Origin of the sequence: Kordiimonas sediminis, from assembly GCF_014656395.1 — a bacterium.
Lineage (GTDB): Bacteria > Pseudomonadota > Alphaproteobacteria > Sphingomonadales > Kordiimonadaceae > Kordiimonas_A > Kordiimonas_A sediminis.
Genome location: NZ_BNCI01000003.1, coordinates 1 through 20,021 on the forward strand (window position 1 = coordinate 1; position 20,021 = coordinate 20,021).

Here is a 20,021-nt window from a genome sequence, read left to right on the forward strand (position 1 = left end):
GCCTTCTTCCTTGGTCAGGATGTAAGTCTCGGCAGTGAACTTCGTGTGCGGCTTGATCGAACCAACGTGTGCCAGAACCTGACCACGCTCGATATCGTCACGTGCAACACCACGCAGCAGTGCACCGATGTTATCGCCTGCTTCACCCTGATCCAGGAGCTTGCGGAACATCTCAACACCAGTAACCGTAGTCTTGGTAGTGTCTTTGATACCAACGATCTCGATCTCTTCACCAACCTTAACGATACCACGCTCAACACGGCCAGTCGCAACTGTACCACGACCAGAGATGGAGAATACGTCCTCAACAGGCATCAGGAAGGCACCATCAACAGCACGCTCTGGCTGTGGAATGTACTCGTCAACAGCAGCCATCAGCTCAAGAATCTTCTCTTTACCAATGTTGTCGTCACGGCCTTCAAGGGCTGCAAGCGCAGAACCCGCGATGATCGGAATATCGTCACCTGGGAAATCATACTCTGACAGAAGCTCGCGGATTTCCATCTCAACAAGCTCAAGAAGCTCTTCGTCGTCAACCTGGTCAACTTTGTTCAGGAATACAACAAGGGCTGGAACACCAACCTGACGTGCAAGCAGGATGTGCTCACGTGTCTGTGGCATTGGGCCATCAGCTGCGTTCACAACCAGAATAGCACCGTCCATCTGTGCAGCACCCGTGATCATGTTCTTCACATAGTCAGCGTGACCTGGGCAGTCAACGTGCGCATAGTGACGTGCGTCTGTCTCATACTCAATGTGAGCCGTAGAGATCGTGATACCACGCTCACGCTCCTCTGGAGCCTTGTCAATGTTCGCAAAATCTACTGCAGCGCTACCCTGTGCGTCTGCAAGTACCTTAGAAATCGCAGCTGTAAGTGTTGTCTTACCATGGTCAACGTGACCAATCGTGCCAACGTTACAGTGCGGCTTATTACGCTCAAACTTTTCTTTAGCCATTTTCTTTCTACCTTTTATCGGCCCTCGGCTTTCCCGAGGGTGCCTTAGATTTGGTTCATGCTTTAGTGTTTTTATTAACCAGCAAGCTGTTCTTTAACTTCTTCAGCTACATTTGCTGGTACTGCATCATAATGATCAAACTGCATAGTGAACTGCGCACGACCCTGCGTGAATGAGCGAAGCTCGTTCACATAGCCGAACATGTTCGCTAGAGGAACCATTGCATTGACCACTGTTGCCGGACCACGGGTCTCTGACCCCTGGATCTGACCACGACGCTTATTCAAGTCACCGATCACGTCACCCATGTACTCGTCAGGAGTAACAACTTCGACTTTCATGATTGGTTCAAGAATTTTAATGCCCGCTTTTGCTGCTGCATCACGCATAGCACCGCGACCTGCGATCTCGAACGCCAGAACACTGGAGTCAACATCGTGGTACGCGCCATCGATCAGGCGGACGCTGAAATCGAGGATTGGGAACCCGATAAGTGCACCGGATTCTGCTATATCCTTGATGCCTTTTTCAACACCAGGAATATATTCTTTAGGAATGTTACCACCCTTAATTTCGTCGATGAATTCGAAGCCAGAGCCACGCTCACCAGGTGTAACAACCATTTTAACACGACCAAACTGACCAGAACCACCAGACTGTTTCTTGTGAGTATAGTCAATTTCGACTTGTTTCGCAAAGCTCTCACGGTAAGCAACCTGTGGCTGACCTACGTTACACTCTACTTTAAATTCACGCTTCATACGATCAACAATAATATCGAGGTGCAGTTCGCCCATACCTGAAATTACTGTCTGACCTGATTCTTCATCACTCTGAACGCGGAAAGATGGATCTTCTGCAGCCAAACGGTTCAGTGCAATACCCATTTTCTCCTGGTCAGCCTTTGTTTTAGGCTCAACCGCGATAGAGATAACCGGATCAGGAAATTCCATACGCTCAAGGATAACCTGGCTGTTGTTAGCACACAGAGTATCACCAGTAGTGGTGCTCTTCAGGCCAGCAAGCGCCACGATATCACCCGCACGAGCTTCCTTGAGGTCCTCACGGTTGTTGGAGTGCATTTCCAGCATCCGGCCAACCTTTTCTTTACGCTGCTTCACAGAGTTCATAACCTGCGTACCAGTTTCAAGAACACCGGAATAAATACGGCAGAATGTCAGCGTACCAACAAACGGGTCGTTCATTACTTTAAATGCAAGCGCAGAGAACGGCTCGTCATCAGATGACTTACGCATGATCTCTTTGTCTGTATCAGCTGCATCAACACCGCGAATTGCTTCAACGTCAGTTGGCGCAGGCATGAAATCAACAACAGCATCAAGAAGCGGCTGAACACCTTTGTTCTTGAACGCAGTACCGTTCAGTACCGGTACAAAATCGCCAGCAATTGTACCCTTACGGATAGCAGCTCTCAACTCGTCTTCGGAAATTTCCTCACCTTCGAGGTACTTTTCCATCAGAGCTTCGTCAGCCTCAACAGCCAACTCGATCAGCTCCATACGAGCGATCTCAACAGCTTCCTGCAGCTCTGGACGAATGTCCACATACTCGTATGACGCACCAAGATCTTCACCCTTCCAAAGAACTTCTTTGTTCTTCAGAAGATCCACAAGACCTTCGTAGTCAGATTCCGCACCGATCGGCAACTGCAAAACAAGAGCATTTGCGCCAAGACGATCTTTGATCATCCCCACACAACGCTCAAAGTTCGCGCCCATACGGTCCATTTTGTTAACAAAACACATGCGTGGTACGCCGTATTTGTCTGCCTGGCGCCAAACAGTCTCAGACTGAGGCTCAACACCAGCAACAGAGTCAAATACAGCTACAGCACCATCAAGAACACGAAGGCTACGCTCTACTTCAATTGTGAAGTCAACGTGACCTGGCGTGTCAATGATGTTAATGCGGTGGTCATTCCAGAAACAAGTAGTTGCAGCGGAAGTAATTGTAATACCCCGCTCCTGCTCTTGCTCCATCCAGTCCATAGTCGCGCCGCCATCGTGAACTTCACCGATTTTGTGGCTACGGCCTGTGTAATATAGAATACGTTCAGTAGTCGTTGTTTTACCAGCATCAATGTGTGCCATGATGCCGATGTTACGATAACGATCAAGTGGCGTTCTGCGTGCCATGGATCCGGTTCCTTAAATCTCTGATTACCAACGATAGTGTGAGAATGCTTTGTTCGCTTCAGCCATCTTGTGCGTATCTTCACGCTTCTTGACGGCAGCACCACGGTTATTAACGGCATCCAGAAGCTCTCCAGACAGGCGCTCAACCATTGTGTTTTCATTGCGCTTGCGCGCAGCAGCGATCAACCAACGAATAGCAAGAGCCTGCGCACGCTCTGAACGTACTTCTACAGGCACCTGGTAGGTAGCACCACCAACACGGCGGGAACGAACCTCAATCGCAGGCTTAACATTATCCAGTGCTTCATGGAAAAGTGCGAGCGGCTCAGACTTGGCGCGCGCCTCCATCTGATCAAACGCACCATATACGATACGCTCTGCTACAGACTTCTTACCATCCAGCATCAGGCTGTTCATGAATTTAGTCAGGACGATATCACCAAACTTTGGATCCGGGAGTACCTGACGTTTTTCTGCGCTATGACGACGTGACATGCGTAATTCCTTTCAAACTTACTTAGGACGCTTCGTGCCGTACTTGGAACGACTCTGGCGACGATCAGCAACGCCCTGAGTATCCAAAACACCACGCAGAATGTGATAACGAACACCAGGCAAATCTTTTACACGACCACCACGGATCAGGACAACAGAGTGCTCCTGAAGGTTATGGCCCTCACCTGGGATGTATGAAGTCACTTCAAAGCCGTTAGACAAACGAACACGCGCAACTTTACGCAGTGCCGAGTTAGGCTTCTTAGGAGTAGTAGTATAAACGCGGGTACAAACACCCCGTTTCTGTGGGCAAGCCTCAAGGGCTGGCACCATATTACGTACCGGTTTTGCTTTACGCGGCTTCCGGATCAGCTGGTTAATGGTAGGCATATTTTTTCCTTGCCGTTTTTCTCTTCCACCATCATGCGAACAGCCCTTTTTCATGCGCTTTATTGCATCAAAAAACGCCTGCACCAGAAAACCTATTAGGTTCCGGCGAGGCTGCTCACAAGTCAAAATGTTCTTTCAAGGCCAGAAAACCCCAGCGTTTGGCCTGTTTTGGCCACCACCTGAGCTCCGGCGTGCGCGCTTACTACCGCCAATTTGGCTCTACGTCAAGGACAAAAGCTAGTGCGAAAGATTATGTTAAAAAACGGCGAGTACAGAAAATAATTCCGTGTGGAGGAAGGCGTTTTTTGCACACACGGCCCCAAATGCCACTTTTTATTCTTCACTCAGCTAGCTTTGAGCCGACTCCATCACCGATCACTGCATTTGACCTTAGAACAGGATAGACATACCATCCAAGTCAGAGACCGACAAGCCCTCCAGCCTGATTGACTGATCAACAGTGATATCCAGCAGTAAATCACCGCCACTTTCTGACGCAAGAAGCTTCAGGGCCGTAAGGTCCGTGATATCAAGCTCGGATATATCAAGTGTATCATCGCTGTCCTTAAAGTCCGTGATAACATCATGACCGTTTCCAGTCGCAAAGGCAAAGGTATCAGAACCTGCCCCGCCGGTAAGCGTGTCATCCCCGGGGCTACCCCACAGGGTATCATTACCCGCCCCGCCGTCGGTAGCATCATCCCCACTACCATTATACAGAAGGTCACTACCATTACCGCCCGACAGATCATCACCCCCGCCGCCACCAAACAGGACATCATCACCATCCTGACCGCTGAGGGTATCATTTGCCTCGCCTTTGCCGCCATACAGTACGTCATTACCCGCACCCGCCCGGATGCCGTCACCGTCTAAGCCACCGCCAAGGGTATCGCTTCCCGCAGCCCCAAAAATCAGGTCAGAGCCTGTTCCCGCCCAGATAATATCCGCGGTGGTGTCAGACTGGCTGTCCCGGTCACCACCCCACAGGGTGTCGGCATCGTCGCCGCCCAGCAGCGTATCACGACCCGTGCCACCTGAAATGGCGTCCCTGCCTATACCGCCACCAATTTTGTCATTACCCGCATCGCCGTAGAAGGTATCACCGTCATCATCGTTTTTACCGGCCCAGATTTTATCATCACCTTCATCACCGCGGATGGTGTCCGAACCCCGGTTACCAAACAACAGGTCATCATCTTCGCCACCATTAAGATCATCATTCCCATCATCGCCAAACAGCCTGTCCTGACCCTCTCCACCAAGGATGGTATCATTATCAGCACCGCCCCAAACGGTATCTGCACCACCCGCCGCATCAACCTTGTCGCGACCAGGTCCCGCATTAATGAAGAGTCCGTCATCCGTATCATTATAGTTGTCGGCACTGGCCGATAGTACTGTCGTACCTTCAAGTGCATAGGGATTTTCATTGAAAAAGAAGTCCAGAAGATCAAATACGGAGACATTTTCAATCGCTATGCTCATTTCGCGCAAAACATACCCTTCTGCCAGAATAAACACAGTATTAGGCCCATCCTGAAATAGGGTGCCTGGCAACCGTTCAAAATGAATAGAATCTATACCAACTTCAAAGTCTTTGATGATGTCGTTGCCAGAGTAAAAGTCTGTAATAGAGAACACATCTGCACCATCACCACCATAAAGAATATCGTCCCCATCTTCCCTACCTGACCATAGCGTATCATCGCCCGCGCCGCCCATCAAAGTGGTCGGGTCCGGCTGAGCAGGAGACGTCCCTGAACGTAGATAATCATTTCCTGCCCCACCGTCTAATAGACTTCCTCCAAAAACATTGGAAATACCTTGTAATGTATCATTACCAGCATCTCCCATTAATTGACCTGCACCCCGCAAGTAATCATCACCGAAGCCACCATAAAGTAAAGATTCTCCCAAATCAGCAATGATTACATCATCACCGCCTTTACCATATAGCTCGTTATCTCCCCCTCTCCCGTAGATAGCCTCAGATGCGGCTGAGCCGTTTATAACATCACCGGCCTGATAAGCCGTAAGCACAATTGTCTTATCTGCCTCAGAAATCACTCTTAAACTGCCGCCTTCACCACCGCCAACCAGAGCTACATAGCCAGAGTCCAAGACCGCATAGTCATCAGTTTGATCAAACCCCAAGTAAGACACCTCTGACAAATTTCCCTGTGCTGATAATGTTTGGGAATAGGTGCCGTAATTGAACCATGTAAAGGTCGCCACATCACCGTCGATATTTACACCCGCCCAGTAAGTCCCCCCTGTGGTAGCGCCATCTAATTGATATACCGGGGATACTGGCGCACCTGACGGCGAGAAAATCTGCGCTTTATAATCAAAACGATAGTCATTTGAAGTGCTCGTTTGCCAAGAAACCAATAATCTTCCGTCGGAATATGTCGCAACATCAACACCGAAAACAGATTTATCATCCTCAAGCTCAATCACTGTTTTCGACTGAACGGTATTGATATCTTTAGACAGTGTATATATTTCAACAGTACCACCCGACCGCATTGATATTTGCAGCAGACCTTGGTCATTGTCTACAAACTGCTTTTGGTAACCATACCCAATTTTCACCGCATTCATCAATTGCCCATCACTGTCATAGTGAAATAGGTAACTAGACCCTTCCAGTATATACACATCTCCCTGACTGCCAGGCATCAAGTTTTGAAAAGGTATCCCGGAGCCAACGTCTAACATCTTGTCAACAGTGAGAGTTGTCTCTACACCCCCCTCCTTGCTTAGAAATATCCCCTTTAGAGTAGAGAGCTCATCCTGCGGATCAAATTCATCATATGTAACGTATATCTTGCCTGTTGATAGCTCCGCTAATTCCAGACCATTGCTATGACCGAGAGTTTCCGCATAAACGACTTTAGAGGTAAGCGGAACTCCGTTTTGAGAGAAAATTGTCCAACAATTGAATATTGGGAGTCCTCATACGCATTCCACGCCACAAATAAACTGCCATCAGTCAGCAAAAGTACTTTTGCCAAGTCAACACGAGCGTCCTCATCAAGCACAACCGAAACCATCTCAACCCCCAGAATAAAAAAATAAACTTGGGGCATAAAACAAGAAGGGCCTGCAATATGCAAGCCCTTCCGCAATCTATTCGTGTTTTCTATCGCCTTGGCGTTAGGGGGTTACCCTTATGCTTCAGCACCGTCTGCTGCATCCGCGGCATCAGATGTTGCTGCCGCAAACTCTGCTTCGGCCGTAGACATCGTGTTTGCCTCTGCATCAATCGCAGACTGCGCAATGGCATCACGCTTTTGCGCTTCGTGACGAAGAAGGTTCATCTTGGCACCCGTACCCGCAGGGATCAGGCGACCAACGATAACATTCTCTTTCAAGCCAACCAGCTTGTCCTTCTTACCAGCAACCGCTGCTTCGGTCAGGACACGAGTAGTCTCCTGGAATGACGCGGCAGAGATAAAGCTACGTGTCTGCAGGCTTGCCTTGGTAATACCCAGAAGAACTGGATCTCCCTTCGCTGGCAAGCGGCCTTCGCGCTCTGCTTTCTCGTTCACTTCATTGAACTCTTCACGGTCTACCTGTTCACCAGGCAGGAAGGTTGTATCGCCACTTGCTGTGATTTCAACTTTTTGCAGCATCTGGCGAACAATCACTTCGATGTGCTTATCATTGATCTTCACACCCTGCAGACGGTAAACGTCCTGAACTTCCTGAACCAGATAGTTCGCAAGAGCTTCAACACCAAGAACCTGCAGAATATCGTGTGGTGCCGGGTTACCGTCGATCAGATATTCACCCTTCTGGATGAAGTCACCTTCACCAACAGCAATATGCTTGCCCTTTGGTACCAGATATTCAACCGGCTCACCTTCACCGTCTTTCGGACGAATGGAGATACGGCGCTTGTTCTTATAGTCACGACCAAACTCAACAATACCGTCGATATCAGCGATGATCGCATGGTCTTTCGGACGACGTGCTTCAAACAGTTCCGCAACGCGTGGCAGACCACCGGTAATATCCTTGGTTTTCGCTGCTTCGCGCGGGATACGTGCGATAACGTCACCTGCGGCAACCTTGTGACCATCTTCAACAGACAGAATGGCATCTACTGACAGGAAGTACCGTGCTTCTGTACCGTTTGCCAATTCGATCACTTCGTCACTATCATCACGCAGTGTCAGGCGCGGACGAAGGTCAGAACCTTTTGGTGCGCTGCGCCAGTCGGTCACAACCTTGGAGGCAATACCCGTTGCTTCGTCAATGATCTCTCTTACAGAGGTACCTTCGATCAAGTCAACGTAGCGAACCGTACCACTTTTCTCTGTGATAACAGGGATAGTGTATGCATCCCACTCGGCCAGCTTTTCGCCTTTAACAACCTTGTCGCCATCGTCTTTGAACAGGTGCGAACCGTATGCAAGGCGGTGTTTAGCACGCTCACGACCATCATCATCAACAACAACCACTTCAAGGTTACGGCTCATAACGACTTTACGGTCTTTACTGTCAACCACGATGTTCCGGTTCACGATACGAACAGTACCATCAGCAGAGGATTCCACTGTAGATTCTGCATTTACCGTCGCCGTACCACCGATGTGGAAGGTACGCATTGTCAGCTGTGTACCAGGCTCACCAATAGACTGTGCAGCGATAACACCGACAGCTTCACCCATGTTCACAGGTGTACCACGTGCCAGATCACGACCGTAACACTTGCCACATGCACCGCCTTTTGTCTCACATGTCAGAACCGAACGGATCTTAACTTCTGAAACACCAGCGGTTTCAATGGCGTCAGCCTTGACTTCGTCAAGCAACTCACCAGCTTCGAACAGAATTTCACCAGACATCGGCGCCTTAACATCTACTGCAAGACAACGACCCAGAATACGCTCTGACAGTGGAACAAGTGTATCCCCACCTTCAGAAACCTCTGTAACTGTAATACCTTTCTCGGTTCCGCAATCTTCTTCGATGATTACGCAGTCCTGAGAAACGTCAACCAAACGACGGGTCAGATAACCAGAGTTCGCAGTCTTGAGTGCTGTATCAGCAAGACCCTTACGAGCACCGTGAGATGAGTTAAAGTACTCAAGAACCGACAGACCCTCTTTAAAGTTAGAGATAATCGGTGTTTCAATGATCTCGCCAGACGGTTTCGCCATCAGACCACGCATACCAGCAAGCTGCTTCATCTGTGCCGCACTACCCCGTGCACCGGAGTGTGCCATCATGAAGATAGAGTTGATATCTTCCTGACGTCCGTTTTCATCAACTTTGACTGTCGAAATGTCTTTCATCATCGCGTCGGCGACTTTGTCAGTACACTGAGCCCAGATATCTACAACTTTGTTGTATTTCTCACCCTGTGTAATCAGACCGTCCTGATACTGCTCTTCAAACTCTTTCACCATGGCACGGGTTTCTTCAACCAGTACTTCCTTGGCTTCTGGAATGATCATATCATCTTTACCGAAGGAAATACCGGCGTTACATGCACGCTGGAAACCTTCGACCATGATACCGTCCGCGAACAATACAGTGCGTTTCTGGCCACAGTGACGATATACTACGTCGATAACCTCAGTGATCTCACGCTTGGTAAGCTGACGGTTGATCAGGCTGAAAGGCACTTTCGGGTGCCGCGGCAGGTGACGGGACAGCAACATACGGCCCGCAGTCGTTTCAACACGCTCCACAACCTTGTTTCCATCAGCATCAACACCGTGATACCGCGCTATGATCTTGGAGTTCAGCGAGATAACCTTGCTGTCGAGTGCGAACTGGATTTCCTCCAGGCTGGTGAATGCTTTGCCTTCACCAATATCGCCTTCGCGCATGCTGGTCATATAGTAAATACCGAGAACCATATCCTGAGACGGCACAATAATCGGCTTACCGTTTGCCGGGCTCAGAATGTTGTTCGTAGACATCATCAGAACACGTGCTTCAAGCTGTGCTTCGATCGACAGCGGCACGTGAACCGCCATCTGGTCACCATCAAAGTCAGCGTTAAAGGCAGTACAAACAAGTGGGTGCAGCTGAATTGCTTTACCTTCGATCAGTACTGGTTCAAATGCCTGAATACCAAGACGGTGAAGCGTAGGCGCACGGTTCAACATCACAGGATGTTCACGGATAACTTCATCCAGAATATCCCAAACTTCGCGGCGTTCTTTTTCTACAAGCTTTTTCGCGGCCTTAATAGTTGTCGCGATACCCTTTTTATCAAGGCGGCTGTAGATGAACGGCTTGAACAGTTCAAGCGCCATTTTCTTTGGCAGACCACACTGGTGCAGTTTAAGTTCCGGACCTGTCACAATTACAGAACGACCGGAATAGTCAACACGCTTACCAAGAAGGTTCTGACGGAAACGACCCTGCTTACCCTTCAGCATGTCGCTGAGAGACTTCAGAGGACGCTTGTTCGCACCAGTGATCGTACGACCACGGCGACCGTTATCAAACAGGGCATCCACAGATTCCTGCAGCATCCGTTTTTCGTTACGAATGATAATATCCGGAGCACGCAGCTCGATCAGACGCTTCAAACGGTTGTTACGGTTGATAACACGGCGGTAAAGATCGTTCAGATCAGACGTCGCAAAACGACCACCATCAAGCGGTACAAGCGGGCGCAGCTCTGGTGGAATAACCGGCACAACAGTCAGGATCATCCACTCAGGACGGTTTCCGGACTCTAGGAATGCCTCAATAACCTTCAGACGCTTAACAATCTTCTTTGGCTTCAGCTCAGATTTTGTCTCAGCCAGTTCCTTCAGAAGCTTTTCGCGCTCATCTTCCAGGTCAACAAGCTCCAGCAGTTTGCGGATAGCTTCCGCACCAATGCTTGCTGTGAAGCTATCTTCACCGTATTCATCCTGAGCACGGAAGAAATCTTCTTCAGACAGAAGCTGCATCTGCTTCAGAGGTGTCAGACCAGGCTCGATCACAACATAGTATTCGAAATACAAGACGCGCTCGAGATCCTTCAACGTCATATCAAGCAAAAGGCCGATACGGGACGGCAAGGATTTCAGGAACCAGATGTGTGCAACAGGCGCAGCAAGGTCAATATGGCCCATACGCTCACGACGCACCTTCGACAAAGTAACTTCAACACCACATTTTTCACAAATGATGCCGCGATACTTCATTCGCTTATATTTACCGCAAAGACACTCATAGTCTTTTACCGGACCAAAAATACGCGCACAGAACAAGCCGTCTTTCTCAGGCTTGAACGTACGGTAGTTGATTGTCTCCGGCTTTTTGATTTCACCAAAAGACCAAGAGCGAATGCGCTCTGGTGAGGCCAGGGAAATCTGGATTTGATCGAACGTGTCAGGCTTTTGGCCTGGGTTGAAGTATTTCATCACTTCCTGGTTCATGTCCGTCGTCTCTTTCGTCTGCGGCGGGTCAAAACTCTTATGACCTTTCGCCTTTCAAAATCTTGGCTGTTTGTGCCCAACATCGCAAAACAGCATGAAAGCAGGTCGGGGCCTGACCCCGACCGTTCGCTTTATTAGTCAGTGCCTGTAATCAGTTCCACATTCAGACCCAGTGACCGCATTTCCTTCACAAGTACGTTGAAGGACTCTGGAATACCGGATTCGAATGTATCATCACCCTTAACGATCGCTTCGTACACTTTCGTACGACCCTGTACGTCATCGGACTTCACTGTCAGCATTTCCTGAAGCGTATAGGCTGCACCATATGCCTGCAGTGCCCACACTTCCATCTCACCGAAGCGCTGACCACCAAACTGGGCTTTACCGCCAAGAGGCTGCTGGGTCACAAGACTGTATGGTCCAATAGAACGCGCGTGAATCTTGTCATCAACAAGGTGATGCAGTTTCAACATGTAAATGTAACCAACTGTTACTTTACGGTCGAACTTCTCACCCGTACGTCCATCATACAGATCAACCTGACCAGACCGGTCCAAACCTGCTTCTTCAAGCAGGTCACAGATATCGGCCTCAACCGCACCATCAAATACCGGGGTGCCCATTGGAACACCGTTTGTCAGGTTGCCCGCAAGTTCGATAATCTGATTATCGTCCAACTCAGAAACATCAGACTCATACTGATCGTCGCCGTAAACATTCTTGAACTTGTCGCGCAGGGCATCAAGATCACCTGTACCATGACGGTAGGCTTCCAGCATGCCGTCGATCTGACGACCAAGACCACGAGACGCCCAGCCAAGGTGTGTTTCAAGAATCTGACCCACGTTCATTCGTGATGGAACACCCAGAGGGTTCAGAACCACGTCTACTGGCGTACCATCTTCAAGGTGTGGCATATCTTCCACTGGCATGATGCGAGAAATAACACCCTTGTTACCGTGACGACCAGCCATCTTATCACCAGGCTGTAGCTTACGCTTAACAGCAACGAAGACTTTAACCATCTTGAGAACGCCAGGCAGAAGCTCGTCACCCCGCTGCAGCTTTTCAATCTTCTCATCGAAACGACGCTGCAAGCTTGCACGGCTTTCTTCAAACTGACCACGCAGACCTTCGATATGCTCCATAGTGCTATCGCAGTCTACCGCAATATCCCACCAGTGAATGCGCGGCATTGACGCCAGGCCTTCTTCAGTGACGACAGTGCCCTTCTTCATATCGCGCGTACCGCTTGTAACGGTCTTCCCGATAAGAACAGGCTCTAGACGACCGTAGATGTTACGCTCAAGAATAGCGCGTTCGTCTTCACGGTCTTTTGTCAGACGGTCGATTTCTTCCCGTTCGATAGTCAGAGCACGCTCGTCCTTGTCAACGCCGTGACGGTTAAAGACACGAACCTCAACTACTGTACCCGCAACACCTGGTGGCAAGCGCATAGAAGTATCACGCACATCAGAGGCTTTTTCACCAAAGATCGCCCGCAGAAGTTTTTCTTCCGGCGTCATTGGGCTTTCGCCTTTTGGTGTGATCTTACCTACAAGAATATCCCCAGGATGAACTTCGGCACCGATATAAACAATACCTGCTTCATCAAGGTTCTTCAGACCCTCTTCACCAACGTTTGGAATATCACGAGTGATATCTTCTGGTCCCAGTTTCGTATCACGCGCCATCACTTCGAATTCTTCGATGTGGATGGATGTGAAGACATCTTCTTTCACAATCCGCTCGGAAATCAGGATCGAATCCTCGAAGTTATAACCATTCCAAGGCATAAACGCGACAAGTGCGTTACGACCAAGCGCCAGTTCACCCAGATCAGTAGACGGACCATCACAGATGATGTCGCCTTTGGCAACCACATCGCCCACTTTTACGATTGGACGCTGGTTAATACAGGTGTTCTGGTTAGAACGCTGGAATTTCTGCAACGTGTAGATGTCGACGCCGGACTTGGACGCATCTTTTTCCTCTGTTGCACGAACAACGATACGGGTCGCATCAACCTGCTCGACAACACCGGAACGTTTCGCTGCAATCGCTGCTCCACTATCAGCTGCCACCACTTTTTCCATACCAGTACCAACGAATGGTGCTTCGGCACGAACAAGCGGAACAGCCTGACGCTGCATGTTTGATCCCATAAGTGCGCGGTTCGCGTCATCGTTCTCAAGGAACGGAATAAGCGATGCCGCAACGGATACAAGCTGCTTTGGAGATACGTCCATCAGGTCAATATTGTCTGGCGTAGACATAATGAATTCACCAGCCTCACGACAAGACACAAGATCGTTCTCAAATGTACCGTCCTCACGCAGGTTGGCATTCGCCTGTGCAACGGTGTATTTACCTTCTTCCATAGCGGACAGGTAAACAACCTCAGACGTTACAACACCATCAACAACGCGGCGGTATGGGCTTTCGATAAAGCCATACTTGTTCACCTGTGCATATGTTGCAAGCGAGTTGATCAGACCAATGTTTGGTCCTTCCGGCGTTTCAATAGGACAAATACGACCATAATGCGTTGGGTGTACGTCACGAACCTCAAAGCCAGCACGCTCACGCGTAAGACCGCCTGGTCCAAGCGCTGACATACGACGCTTGTGCGTAATTTCACTAAGTGGGTTAGTCTGATCCATGAACTGCGAAAGCTGCGAAGAGCCAAAGAATTCACGAACAGACGCAACAACAGGTTTCGCATTGATCAGATCGTGCGGCATAACTGTGTCGATATCCACAGAAGACATACGCTCACGAATAGCGCGCTCCATACGCAGAAGACCGATACGGTACTGATTTTCCATCAGTTCACCAACACTACGAACACGGCGGTTGCCCAGGTGATCAATATCATCCACTTCACCGCGACCGTCTTTCAACTCTACGAGCGTCTTTACAGTCTGGAGGATATCTTCACGGCGCAGAACACCAACAGTGTCTTCACACTCAACGTTCAGACGCATGTTCATTTTTACGCGACCAACGTCAGACAGGTCATACCGTTCTTCATCAAAGAACAAACCATAGAACAGCGCATCGGCTGTTTCCTTGGTTGGTGGCTCACCAGGACGCATGACTTTATAGATCTCAGCCAGAGCACTATCCTGACACTCAACCTTATCGGCTTTCAGCGTGTTACGGATGTAGCTACCGACATTGATATTATCGATATCAAGAACCTTGATCGCATCAAAACCAGCTGCGGACAGAGCTTCCAAGTGGTCACCTGTGATCTCGTCACCAGCTTCGATATAAATCGCGCCTGTTTTCTCGTTGATCATGTCTTCGGCTGCATAACGACCGATTACCAGCTCCTCAGGAGCCAGAATGCCGTCTACACCGTCAGACTGAAGTTTCTTTGCAAGACGCGGGGTAATTTTCTTGCCCGCTTCGACCACAACTTCGCCGCTATCCGCATTCACCAGATCAAAGTCTGGTTTCTTACCGCGCCATGCTTCGGCATTGAACGGAATGCGCCAGCCACCGGCAGAACGTGTGTATTCCACAATATTATAGAAATACTGCAGAATATCTTCATCATTCATGCCCAGTGCGTACAGAAGAGACGTCGCAGGCAGTTTCCGACGACGGTCAATACGAACGTTAACAATATCCTTGGCATCAAATTCGAAATCGAGCCAGCTACCACGGTAAGGAATTACACGAGCTGCAAAGAGGAACTTGCCTGAACTGTGTGTCTTACCACGGTCATGGTCAAAGAAAACGCCAGGAGAACGGTGCATCTGGGAAACGATAACACGCTCGGTACCGTTGATTACAAAAGTACCGTTGTCAGTCATCATAGGCAGATCGCCCATGTAGACGTCCTGTTCCTTAATATCCAGAACGGACTTTGCTTCTGTCTCCGGGTCTACCTCAAAAACGATAAGGCGCAAAGTAACGCGAAGCGGCGCTGCGTATGTTATATCGCGCTGCTGACATTCTTCTACGTCGAACTTAGGCTCTTCGATTTCGTACCGAACATACTCCAGAGAAGCAGTGTTCGCAAAATCCTGTATTGGGAAAACAGACTTGAGGACTTTTTCAAGACCAGAATTCAGTCTTTCTTCCTCAGTTGCACCCATTTTGAAAAATTGATCATAGGAATGACGTTGAACCTCAATAAGGTTAGGCATCTGTGATACTTCAGAGATGCTGCCAAAGTCCTTCCGAACTCGCTTACGACCGGTGAAAGAAGTCGCCATGCTTCGCCCTCGTCTTCTAGTAATTCGACCAGCATAGGCAAGAAAAACGCCCACTTTGGCCATCTGTATAGAGTTTAGCGCCAGCTATAGTAGCCTAAACTCCTGAAAATCCAAGCAAAATGGAGTAACACACAGTCATCCCCATTTTCTCAGGTAGTAGTTTTTCGGTCCCTCTACCCTAAGGACGCCGAAAGGCCGGGAGTGGAATCACTCCCGACCTAAGGTACATTGAACCCAAGAAATTACTTGAGTTCGACTTTCGCACCAGCTTCTTCGAGCTTCTTCTTGAGCTCTTCAGCTTCGTCCTTGCTAACAGCTTCTTTAACTGTCTTAGGAGCGCCTTCAACGAGGTCTTTCGCTTCTTTCAGACCGAGGCCTGTGATAGCGCGAACTTCTTTAATCACGTTGATTTTCTTCGCACCAGCATCAGCCAGAACAACGTCGAATTCGTCTTTTTCTTCAGCGGCAGCTTCACCTGCACCACCAGCTACTGCAGCAACAGCAACTGGAGCAGCAGCAGATACGCCCCATTTGTCTTCAAGAAGTTTAGACAGTTCAGCAGCTTCCAGAACAGTCAGTGCAGACAGTTCTTCTACGAGCTTGTCGAGATCAGCCATGTTATTGACTCCAAAAGTAAAGGATCACTTGATCCGTGTTTGCATAAAAAAGTTTCAAATCAGGCGGCCTTAGCCACACTGTAGTTGTTTAGGCTGCGTCTTGATTGCCATAAGCACCGAAGACACGGGCCAATTGACCCGCAGGAGCATTGGTAACCGCCGCGATCTTCTGAGCAGGCGCCTGCAGGAGACCCACAAGCTTGCCGCGAAGTTCGTCGAGGGACGGCAGGGATGCAAGTGCTTTAACGCCGTTCACATCAAGAACGGTGCTACCCATACCACCACCAAGGATACGAAGCTTTTCGTTTCCTTTTGCAAAGTCGTTCAAGACTTTGGCGGCAGCAACAGGATCACTTGCGTAACCAACAGCCGTTGGACCTGTAAACAGATCCGCAATGCCTTCGTATTCTGTGCCTTTAAGCGCAAGACGAGTCAGCCGGTTTTTAGTAACCTTGAAACTGGCATCCACTTCACGCATACGTGAACGCAAATCAGTAATCTCAGCAACGCTCAGACCGTCATAGTGAACTACAACGACAGAAGCAGCTTCAGAGAATACATCATGCATGGAAGCAATCAGTTCCTGCTTTTCGGTTCTTTCCACTTTCTCGTCTCCGAATTAGAAAGTTTTTTCAGCCATAAAAAAACCTTCGGTTAATGAGCCGTACACTCAAATACAGAAATCTGTACAGAGTGACTGCACTCCCCTGTCCAGGGGTCGGATACTGGACCCGGTTCGCAGGAAGGATGCATCCTACCTTTTGGAAACCGCGGCATACTCCCGAAAGAATATGTTCCATTCCCCGTCTCATGCTGGCCATATAGAACCGCGTTTGGTTCAGTTTAAACTATGAAGGTCAGATACTAGCAACACACTTCACAGCACCAACAGTCTTGGACAGTTACGCCGTCTACCGCCAAAACATCCGGAGGCAGACAAATGCGCCGGACAAGCCGGCGCAAAACTTTTTATTCGCTAATTTCTGCGACGTCGATCTTCAGACCAGGGCCCATAGTAGATGACATTGCAATACGGCGAACATACGTTCCCTTGGCACCTGATGGCTTTGCTTTAACAACAGCACCAATGAATGCCTTTGCGTTTTCAATAAGCTTGTCAGAGCCGAAGCTAACTTTACCGATACCACCGTGAATGATACCCGCTTTTTCAACGCGGAACTCTACCTGGCCAGCCTTAGCTGCTTCTACAGCGCCTTTAACGTCCATAGTAACAGTACCCAGCTTCGGGTTAGGCATCAGACCTTTTGGACCAAGAATTTTACCGATGCGGCCAACGACAGCCATCATGTCAGGAGTAGCGATACAACGATCAAAATCGATTTCGCCTTTCTGAATAGATTCCATCAAATCTTCCGCACCAACAACATCAGCACCAGCTTCCTTCGCTTCGTCAGCCTTAGGGCCGCGAGCGAATACAGCAACGCGCATTGTCTTACCAGTACCATGCGGCAGAGAAACGACACCACGAACCATCTGGTCTGCGTGACGTGGGTCAACACCAAGGTTCATGGAAACTTCAACAGTCTCGTCAAACTTAACTGCAGAACGTGCCTTCAATTCATTTACCGCTTCTTCAACCGTGAAGAGCTTTTCAAAATCAAGACCTTCAACAGCTTTTTGCATTCTTTTTGCTACACGTGCCATTGGATTAACCCTCCACCTTGAGGCCCATGGAACGGGCAGAACCTTCGATGATGCGCATTGCACCTTCGATATCATTTGCATTCAGGTCAGCCATCTTGGCTTCCGCGATTTCTTTAACCTGAGCCTGTGTAACAGTCGCAGCAACAGCACGGCCAGGCGTAGAACCACCAGACTTGATGTTAGCTGCCTGCTTAAGCAGGTATGACGCAGGAGCAGTCTTAGTTTCAAACGTAAAAGACTTATCCGCATAGATCGTTAAAGTAGTCGGGATAGGCATGCCCGGAGTCATTTTCTGTGTCTTTGCGTTGAACGCCTTACAGAACTCCATGATATTCACACCGCGCTGACCCAGAGCAGGTCCGATTGGTGGGGATGGGTTCGCCTGACCAGCTGGAACCTGAAGCTTCAGGTATCCACTAATTTTTTTAGCCATTACACTTTCCTTTCACACTATCCACCCACAATCCGGGTGGTTTCAAAGGTGCGTGGTGCGATCAATGGCGGATCTACCACGCTGTTACCTGCTGAATTATCAGCAAATTTCTAAACGGCCTTCTCGACCTGCGTATACTCAAGCTCAACCGGCGTAGCACGACCAAAGATCGATACAGACACTTTCAAGCGAGCACGGTCTTCGTCAACCTCTTCAACTGTACCGTTGAAGCTGGAGAACGGCCCATCAATAACCTTAACGTCCTCACCAACCTCATACACAACATTCGGACGCGGACGCTCAACACCTTCCTCAACCTGATTGAGGATACGTGCAGCTTCTGCATCAGAGATTGGCGCAGGACGACCCTGCTGACCAAGAAAGCCTGTTACCTTCGCATGGCTATTAACCAGATGATACGTGTCATCCGTCAGAACCATCTTGATAAGCACATAACCAGGGAAGAATTTCTTCTCTGACGTTACTTTCTTGCCTTTTTTAACTTCCACGACTTCTTCTGTAGGAACGATGACTTCATCAACAAGAGCCTGAAGCCCCTGGATTTCAGTCTGCTCCTTAATAGCAGCCGCAACTTTATTCTCAAAACCGGAATAAGCGTGAATAATATACCAGCGCGATTTGCTCACTAACTTATCCTCCAAGACCTAGAATGAACTGCACGCCAGCGTTCAACAAAAAGTCAACGCCGAGAAAGAATATCGCCATAAAAGCAACCATGATGAAAACCATAACAGACGTTACGGACGTCTCTTTAGGAGTAGGCCATGTTACTTTACGGCCTTCCTGACGTACCTGCCTGACGAAATCACCTGGGCTGGTTTTAGCCATGCTTTCTAGTCCTTTTATTCATTTCACTTCAAAAGCCGATGTCACAAAGGTGTGCATCAGCTTAAATTCTCGCCTGTTTATTTTCAAAATGGAAGCAGGCACTTCCGCGGTACGCATATGTGCACACTCATTTTAGAGAGTGGCAGGGGCGGAGAGACTCGAACTCCCGACACCCGGTTTTGGAGACCGGTGCTCTACCAACTGAGCTACGCCCCTATACCGTTCTTTCCGCCAAATTCAGACACTTACTTTGCGGCAAATGCCTCAAACCCGTGCTACATTTGGCAAGCGGAACTTTGCGTTACCAAGGGGTGCGGTTTACAGCCGACCACCCGTCCTTGCAAGTACTTTTTTCAAATCTTTTCAAAATAGTTGCCATCTTCAAGAAGATAGCCAGATTTATTGCAAAAGCACCTGACGCAACAACGGGCCGGCAATACCGACCCGTCATTAAATTAAGCAATAGCTTATTCGATGATTTTTGCTACGACGCCGGCGCCGACAGTACGGCCGCCTTCGCGGATTGCAAAACGCAGACCTTCGTCCATCGCGATTGGCGCGATCAGATTAACTGTCAGGTTCACGTTATCACCAGGCATAACCATCTCAGTGCCTTCTGGCAGCTCAACGTTACCAGTCACGTCAGTTGTACGGAAGTAGAACTGTGGACGGTAGTTCGCGAAGAATGGTGTATGACGGCCGCCTTCTTCCTTGGTCAGGATGTAAGTCTCGGCAGTGAACTTCGTGTGCGGCTTGATCGAACCAACGTGTGCCAGAACCTGACCACGCTCGATATCGTCACGTGCAACACCACGCAGCAGTGCACC

14 protein-coding genes and 1 tRNA gene are annotated in these 20,021 nt (G+C 49.2%); all 15 read right to left on the reverse strand.

The genetic code is table 11. The features are described 5' to 3' along the window. Nucleotides 1-957 (reverse strand): elongation factor Tu (gene tuf / locus IE181_RS14400; RefSeq protein ID WP_191254304.1); only part of this gene is annotated, 957 nt, incomplete at its 3' end. Nucleotides 958-1,031: 74 nt separating this feature from the next. Next, nucleotides 1,032-3,113, reverse strand: coding sequence for an elongation factor G (gene fusA / locus IE181_RS14405; RefSeq protein WP_191254307.1), 2,082 nt, complete (start codon nt 3,111-3,113; stop codon nt 1,032-1,034). A gap of 24 nt (nt 3,114-3,137) precedes the next feature. Further along, a complete protein-coding gene (rpsG, locus tag IE181_RS14410) occupies nt 3,138-3,608 on the reverse strand; it encodes a 30S ribosomal protein S7 (protein WP_191254310.1) in 471 nt (156 codons plus the stop codon). An 18-nt stretch (nt 3,609-3,626) separates the two neighbouring features. Next, nucleotides 3,627-3,998: a 30S ribosomal protein S12 gene (gene rpsL, locus IE181_RS14415; RefSeq protein WP_191254312.1), complete on the reverse strand. Its 372-nt coding sequence runs from the start codon at nt 3,996-3,998 to the stop codon at nt 3,627-3,629. 390 nt (nt 3,999-4,388) lie between these two features. Further along, nucleotides 4,389-6,662 carry a calcium-binding protein gene (locus tag IE181_RS14420; RefSeq protein WP_191254314.1) on the reverse strand — a complete coding sequence of 758 codons (2,274 nt, stop codon included), beginning with the start codon at nt 6,660-6,662 and terminating at the stop codon, nt 4,389-4,391. Nucleotides 6,663-7,174: 512 nt separating this feature from the next. Next, the gene (rpoC, locus tag IE181_RS14425) at nt 7,175-11,398 is read right to left on the reverse strand and encodes a DNA-directed RNA polymerase subunit beta' (protein ID WP_191254317.1); all 4,224 of its coding nucleotides are present in this window, start codon (nt 11,396-11,398) and stop codon (nt 7,175-7,177) included. Nucleotides 11,399-11,532: 134 nt separating this feature from the next. After that, complete coding sequence (gene rpoB / locus IE181_RS14430; protein WP_191254319.1) at nt 11,533-15,630, reverse strand: DNA-directed RNA polymerase subunit beta; 4,098 nt, start codon at nt 15,628-15,630, stop codon at nt 11,533-11,535. Between the two features lie 242 nt (nt 15,631-15,872). After that, on the reverse strand, nt 15,873-16,247 hold the full coding sequence (gene rplL / locus IE181_RS14435) for a 50S ribosomal protein L7/L12 (RefSeq protein WP_191254320.1): 375 nt from the start codon (nt 16,245-16,247) through the stop codon (nt 15,873-15,875). A gap of 88 nt (nt 16,248-16,335) precedes the next feature. Next, on the reverse strand, nt 16,336-16,851 hold the full coding sequence (gene rplJ / locus IE181_RS14440) for a 50S ribosomal protein L10 (protein ID WP_191254322.1): 516 nt from the start codon (nt 16,849-16,851) through the stop codon (nt 16,336-16,338). Between the two features lie 365 nt (nt 16,852-17,216). After that, nucleotides 17,217-17,912, reverse strand: coding sequence for a 50S ribosomal protein L1 (rplA, locus tag IE181_RS14445; protein ID WP_191254323.1), 696 nt, complete (start codon nt 17,910-17,912; stop codon nt 17,217-17,219). A gap of 4 nt (nt 17,913-17,916) precedes the next feature. Then, entirely contained in the window at nt 17,917-18,345 is a 429-nt protein-coding gene (gene rplK, locus IE181_RS14450) for a 50S ribosomal protein L11 (RefSeq protein ID WP_191254324.1), read from the reverse strand. A gap of 110 nt (nt 18,346-18,455) precedes the next feature. Further along, nucleotides 18,456-18,992 (reverse strand): transcription termination/antitermination protein NusG, encoded by a 537-nt coding sequence (gene nusG / locus IE181_RS14455; RefSeq protein WP_191254325.1) that lies wholly within the window; start codon nt 18,990-18,992, stop codon nt 18,456-18,458. Between the two features lie 4 nt (nt 18,993-18,996). Next, nucleotides 18,997-19,194: a preprotein translocase subunit SecE gene (gene secE / locus IE181_RS14460; RefSeq protein WP_191254326.1), complete on the reverse strand. Its 198-nt coding sequence runs from the start codon at nt 19,192-19,194 to the stop codon at nt 18,997-18,999. Between the two features lie 140 nt (nt 19,195-19,334). Beyond that, a tRNA-Trp gene (locus tag IE181_RS14465) sits at nt 19,335-19,410 on the reverse strand. A gap of 251 nt (nt 19,411-19,661) precedes the next feature. Continuing rightward, nucleotides 19,662-20,021: EF-Tu C-terminal domain-related protein (locus tag IE181_RS14470; RefSeq protein WP_505744274.1), on the reverse strand; the 360-nt coding region annotated here is incomplete at its 5' end.